The organism is Halochromatium sp. (assembly GCF_054919635.1).
In genome coordinates this window covers 1-6,202 of sequence record NZ_JBUDPI010000236.1, presented here as the reverse complement: position 1 = coordinate 6,202, position 6,202 = coordinate 1, and the positions used below count along the sequence as shown (strand labels likewise).

Below are 6,202 nucleotides of genomic sequence, written 5' to 3'. Positions count from 1 at the left end.
GCCCTCCATGCGCTGGCGTGGACTGAGCTGGTTGACGGGTGCCGCACCGGGTGCGGTCTGGCTGATATCGGTGATCGCGCTGGACATGATCTACTGGCTCCCTGGTCGGAACAGTTAGGGTCTGCTCGGCTCGGTGGCCGCAGCGTGGCCTCTTCGCAAGGGTCACGTGTCGCGGACTTAGCCGATTCCTAAAGGGCGTAACGGCAGCTGCCACCAGAACTTGAGGCCAGCACGCACCCACTGTGCGCTGCGTCACAAAACCCCCACAAGGCGCAGAAATTCCAGCCGCCAAGGCTCAAGAGCCGCCCAGCGCGGCCGTTATTCGGGGTAACGGCCAACACTGGTGCCGTTGCGACAGGCCAAGGCAGTCAACAGACCGCTCCCCCTGGCGCTAACACCACGTCTCTTCAGGAGCAAGCCATGTCCGTCATCAACACAAACATTACCTCCCTGATCGCCCAGCAGAATCTGCGTGAGAGCCAGAGCAGTTTGTCCACAGCAATGGAGCGTCTGTCCTCCGGTATGCGCATCAACAGCGCCAAGGACGACGCCGCCGGTCAAGCCATCGCCAACCGCATGACCGCACAGATCACCGGTCTGGCCACCGCACAGCGCAACGCCAACGACGGCATCTCCGTTGCGCAGACCGCGGAAGGCGCGCTGAACCAGATCAACGACAACCTGCAGCGTGTGCGTGAGCTGACCGTACAGGCACAGAATGGCACCAACTCTCAGGACGACTTACAGTCAATTCAGGATAAAATTAATCAGCGGCGCGCTGAAATCGACCGCATTTCGTCTGAGACTGACTTTAACGGCGTAAAAGTGCTTGATAGCACTCAAGACGTGAAGATTCAAGTAGGTGCAAACGATAATGAGACTATCTCTGTCGCTCTTCAGGAGATCAACTCCAACACTCTGAATATAAGCGGTTTTACTTTGGGCGGTCTTTCTGCCGCCTTGACTGAGCTTGTCACTGATGATGGTGCGGGGTCCATCACCAGAGACGAGATTGACCTATCCGGTGTTGCAAATGGTCCGGCAGGTGATATCACTCTGCATGGCTATGGTACTTTCGATAAAGCAACAGGCAAGTATGCTGATTACGCGATACAAGATGATGCCGGCAATCTGTACAAGATTGCTCCGGGTGATGTCGCCGCTGACGGAACTGTGACGCACGATTTTACAGATGCTGCTGGGCTCCAGGCGGCGAAGGACGCTTATGACGCAGATGCTGCCGCTGGCCACACCGCCACGGCTAATCCTTTGGCAGCACTTGATCAAGCATTGAGTACCGTGGATAGTCTGCGATCTGACCTTGGTGCTGTACAAAATCGCTTTCAGGACGCCATCACCAACCTGAGCACGAACGAAACCAACTTGGCTAGCGCTCGTTCAAGGATTGAAGATGCGGATTATGCAAAAGAGGTGGCAAATATGACCAAAAACCAGATCCTGCAGCAGGCTGGTACTTCCGTCCTCGCACAGGCTAATCAATTGCCGCAGAACGTGCTGTCTCTGCTCGGTTAACCTGAGCCTCAGCGATAGAGCCAATGCTTTATCGCTAGTCACACTAAAACCGGTGCCATGATGGCGCCGGTTTTTTTTAATGTGCGCTAGGCATGGCGCACAGCGTAATAATCTTCGGCTATTCAGAGGGTGTTTACAAGATAAGGTATGCTGTCACCTTGATCTTGCGAGGAGGCACGCGCGATGTCGAAACGTGGACGACCACTGAGGCTACGGGCGGAGCAGCGGCGGGAACTGAGCGCGAGTGTCGGGGCCGACCGCACCGCGACGCTTGAGGAGATCGGCTAGGAGTTGCAACGACGCACGGGCGTGAAGACGCATGGACAGACGTTAGTTACGGCGCTTCAGGATGCCGGATGGTCCCGTATGCGCGACGGGAGCGGAGAAGAGATCAAGCCGGCAGACAGCGAGGAGAGCCGCTACGGGTACACCGACGCGCATTCGCATTGGCGCCTGGAGCCAGAGCAGCGCTATGCGAGTTGCCTGAAGCAGCGCGAATAGACACTCGTTGAGGACAACTTTGTTGAGGACAACTTTGACAATACGGTCAAGCGCAGCGTGCCCCCGGAGTACCCACGCCGTCTGCTCGTCGATACCTGCTGCTAAGTGGTGCGCACGGGCTATTCGTGGCGTATGTTGCCGAAGGAGTTTCCACCATGGCAGGACCTCTATCGCAGCTTCCGACGTTGGGGCGAGCAAGGCGAGTTCGAACAGAAACACGATCGGTTACGGGGGCTGTGGCGCGAGCGCGAAGGGCGTTGCGACGAGCGAGCGGGAGCGTTGCTCGGTGCGCAGTCCACGCGCAGCTCTCCGCAGGGCGGCGAGCACGGTTATGACGCCGGCAAGAAGGTCAAGGGGCGCAAGCGCCATCTCCTGGTCGACACACTTGGGCTGCTGCTTGCCGTGAGCGTGATTGCGGTGAGCGTGCAGGATCGCGATGGTGCCCATCCCCTCGTCAACGGGGCGATGGACAAGTACCCCGGTGCCGAGACGCTCTACGTCGATGGCGGCTATGCCGGCCAATGCGCGCAGACCGTCTCGCAACGGCATGACATTCCGGTGCAGCTTGTCCGTCATCCGGCTAACCGCAACGTCGGTCGCTGGACTCATCCTGAGCAGCCCGATCTGTTTACCGTTGAGGCCAACGCCGATGGCTTCGTCGTGCTCCCCAAGCGCTGGCTCGTCGAGCGCACGCATGCCTGGAACGAGCGCTCACGTCGCTTGATGATGCATCGCGGCCATCTTAGCCATGTCTTCGGAGCCCCGGGACTGGCAGGCTGAGGCGCGCCTGCTTGCACGGCGGTTGACCACGTAGGTTTTGTAAACACCACTAAAAGTGGGCTATGTAAAAGTCTAAACTGTTGCTGAAGGAATCTCCGTGACCCATCCTGCCCCCCCAAACGTACGTTCCGCTTATCACCATGCGGCCGATCTCTGGCAGCGCGGCGAAACGGCGGCGGCCGTTGATGCTTACCAAGCCGCGCATCGGCTGGCCGAGCAGGCACTTCCGGCCGCTGCCCCGGCCATTCCGCTCAGCGACCGCCGCGCGTTGTTCACGAGCGAGCGTTATGCGCTGCTGCAGCAGGGCGGGTTGGGGTACCGCCAGGCCGCCCTGCTGGTGCAGCAACCGGGGGATGGCAGCGCGCAGCTGGGTGCGCTCCTCAGTGCCGCCCAGGGCCAGGCGCCAACCACGCCGCTGCCGAGCCTGGAGCAGGTCTTAGGCGATTTCATCAAAGACACCCTGGCCCCTTTTGATGGCGAGCTGCGCCCGTATCTGGACGCGCTGACCCCGGCGCGCTGCCAAGCGGATGCCCAAGACTGCCTGGAGCTGCTGGAACATAACCTAACGGCCTCAAGGCTCTACCGAGTCTCCAGCGAAAGCCCTGAGCTGGGGCTGTTGGGGCTGTGGCTGCCACAGCTGCCGCTGGTGTTCTGCAGCCGCGCGGTGCTGGATGCCGGCTGGGCGGCCTATCTGCAGCCGCCCTGGCTCGGCGGCTGGCCGCAAGCAAGCCTAGCGGCGCTCGGCCAGGCGCTGGCCGCGCAGGAGCTGGCCGTGCAGCACTGGGCCAGCGTGCTGCCCAACCCGCTCTATTGGGTGGAGCATGCGGCGCTGCTGCGCGCACCGGCAGCCTTGGCGCAACGCCTACTGGCGGCCTGGAAGCGCGAGCCAACAGCAGCGATAACGCTCCCCGCGCCCATGCCTTGGGATCAACCGGCCCTGAGCACGCCATTAACCCATGCCTTAGCGCCGCTTCAGGCCGGGTATCAGGCGGCGATGGACGCCGAGGGTTTGCCGAGCCGCCCGGCCGAGACCTTCCGCTGGCAATTACAAGGTCGAGTGGTGGCGGTGGACAACGGCGCGCGTCTTCTGCGTCAGGCCAATTTCCGCGAGCTGATGGCGAGCAACGCCTTGGCCGTGGTGGCCTTTGATCCCGCCAGCCAGATCGCGACGAAGTCCATCGCCGGCGTCGACGAATGTCAACTGATCCCGCACGCGTTGTTGGGCGACGGCCAAACTGCGACGCTGCACGGCACGCTGAACGCCAACCTCAGCGCGACCCTGCCGCCGCTGCCAGAGCCACAGCAACCCCCTGCGTTGCGGGCAGGCAGCCAAGTGCTGGCGACGTTGCCGGTCAATACCCTCCGATTAGACGACATCGAAGGCCTGGGGAGGCTCGATTGGCTGCGGCTCGATGAGTTCGCCGATGCCATCGCGGTGCTGGAGCATGGTGCGCGCGCCCTAGCCGAGACCCTGTTATTGCAGGTGCGGGTGGTGTTTCAGCCCAGTCACGAACAGCAGCCCAATCTCACCGAGGTGAGCCACTGGGCGAGCCGGCATGGCTTTGCCTTCTACCGACTGCACAATCCCGAGCATCGCAGCCTGATGCCGACGCGCGTCGACATTCTGCATCCGCAGGCCACGCAGCTCGCGAATGCCGATGCGCTCTTTGTGCCCTCTGCAGAACGCATGGCGGGCCTGGACGACCAGCAGCGGCAGCGCTTGGCCTTTCTGCTCGATTCCATGTTTGGCATCCATGACCTGCCCTCCCAGCTGCTCGCCGCGGTCGACACCGCGTTGGCGGAGCGGTATCTGTCTCTGCGCGGCTATATGCAGGCGCCGAGCGATGGCGCGACGCAGAAGGCGCCGACCTTTCGCACCTTGGCGCCGTCGGAGCCACGCCCCCTCCACGCGCTGGCCACCCTGCTCGCGGAACATCGCCTGATGCCCGCGATCCACATGGCACGCCAGCACCTGAACCAGCAGGAGCACGACAACGAGGCGCGCTACATGCTCGCTGAGGCGCTCTCGCGCTGGGGGCAGCACCAGCAGGCGATCACCGAGCTGGCAACCCTGTGCAGCCAGGTCAAGGCCGGCAGCGCGCGCGAGCTCCGTTACCGTTTGGCGCTCGGTTGGGCGCAGTGGCGGGCGGGGCAAACCAAACTGGCCAAACGTACCCTGGAGACGCTGAGCGAGGCCTTTGGCGACGCCTTGGCGGTCAAGCACCTTGGTCTGTTCGTCTACCGAGACAGCCAAAAGCCGCGCGAACTGACGGCGGCGCTCAACCACTGTGAGGCCTTGCTTGGTGTTGATGATGCGCGCCTGCGCGCCGCAGACATGGGCCGGCCCTGTGATCTTCGCGCCGAGTGGCTCGATGCCAAGGTGCGTCTAGAACGGGCGCTGGGCGCATCCGGCGCCGGGGGTGAGGCCGCGCTGGCGCAGTATGCGCGCGCCTTCGACCTGCTCGGCTCGCAGCAAGGCTCCCGGCGCACGCGCCTGCTGCTCGGCCTGGGCTTGGCGCAGCGGGCAGCGGGCAACACTCAAGCCGCGATCGATGCGCTCTGGCAGGCCTGCGCGACCGTACCGCAGTCTTTGGACACCGTGAACGCTTACGCGCGGTTGCGCGAGGTGCTCGCCGATAGCGAGGACGAGGCGCATCAAGCCCTGGCAACCCTGCATCAGCGGGTCTTTTCGCTGTGGCAGCGCTACCCCGATAAAGGTCTAAGCTACGGCTTCAACGATTTCGGCCTGGCTTATCAGGCCTTCGAGCCATTGCGGCTGCCCGGCAGTCGCCCGACCATGGCGCGTCTGGCCGCCTATGGGCTGGAGGCTTGGTTGCCGGAGCAGGCCACCGCGTTGGACATCGGCTGCAACCACGGCTACCTGCTGCTGGGGCTGGCAAGCAGGCTCAAGGCTGGGGTGGGGCTGGATGTTAGCGAGAGCTGTGTGGCGATTGGCAACGCGGTGGCGACACATCTGGGTCATTCGCATATCCAGTTACAAACGAGCAGCTTCGCCAAGTGGCGCAGCGACGAGACCTTTGATCTGGTCATTGCCACGGACGTTCATCCCTGGCTTGAGGGCGCCAAAGAAGACCTTGGCGAGCGCTTATTCGCGCGCTGCAAGCCGGGCGGTGTGGTGCTATTCGAAAGTATTGGTACCCGTGATCCCCACCAGCCCGAGCCTGGATTCGAGGATACCGCCACCGCCGTGGCCAGTGCTGGATTCACGCGCTTACACGAAGGACAGCTGTGCGACGACGGTCTGAGCCAGCGGCAGTTCTGGCTGCTGCAGCGGCCGGTGCATGCCAAGGCCGTCTCGCCGCGTCGCTCACGCGGCGCGCCCCGGCCACCCGCGCGCCGCCCCGGCGCGCCCCGGCCCAGGCCCGGA

The 6,202-nt window shown here is 63.0% G+C and carries 2 protein-coding genes and 1 pseudogene; all 3 read left to right on the top strand.

All coding sequences use genetic code 11. From position 1 onward, the window contains the following. Positions 1 to 420: 420 nt before the first annotated feature. The gene (locus ACY693_RS13515) at positions 421 to 1,533 is read left to right on the top strand and encodes a FliC/FljB family flagellin (protein ID WP_462322351.1); all 1,113 of its coding nucleotides are present in this window, start codon (positions 421 to 423) and stop codon (positions 1,531 to 1,533) included. 183 nt (positions 1,534 to 1,716) lie between these two features. Beyond that, positions 1,717 to 2,848: pseudogene (locus ACY693_RS13510) on the top strand (IS5 family transposase). A gap of 63 nt (positions 2,849 to 2,911) precedes the next feature. Further along, positions 2,912 to 6,202 (top strand): methyltransferase domain-containing protein (locus ACY693_RS13505; RefSeq protein ID WP_462322350.1); only part of this gene is annotated, 3,291 nt, incomplete at its 3' end.

What these genes read in the sequence shown, in the direction of transcription:
- ACY693_RS13515 (WP_462322351.1), top strand. Translation starts at nt 421, where the DNA reads ATGTCCGTCATCAACACAAACATTACCTCCCTGATCGCCCAGCAGAAT.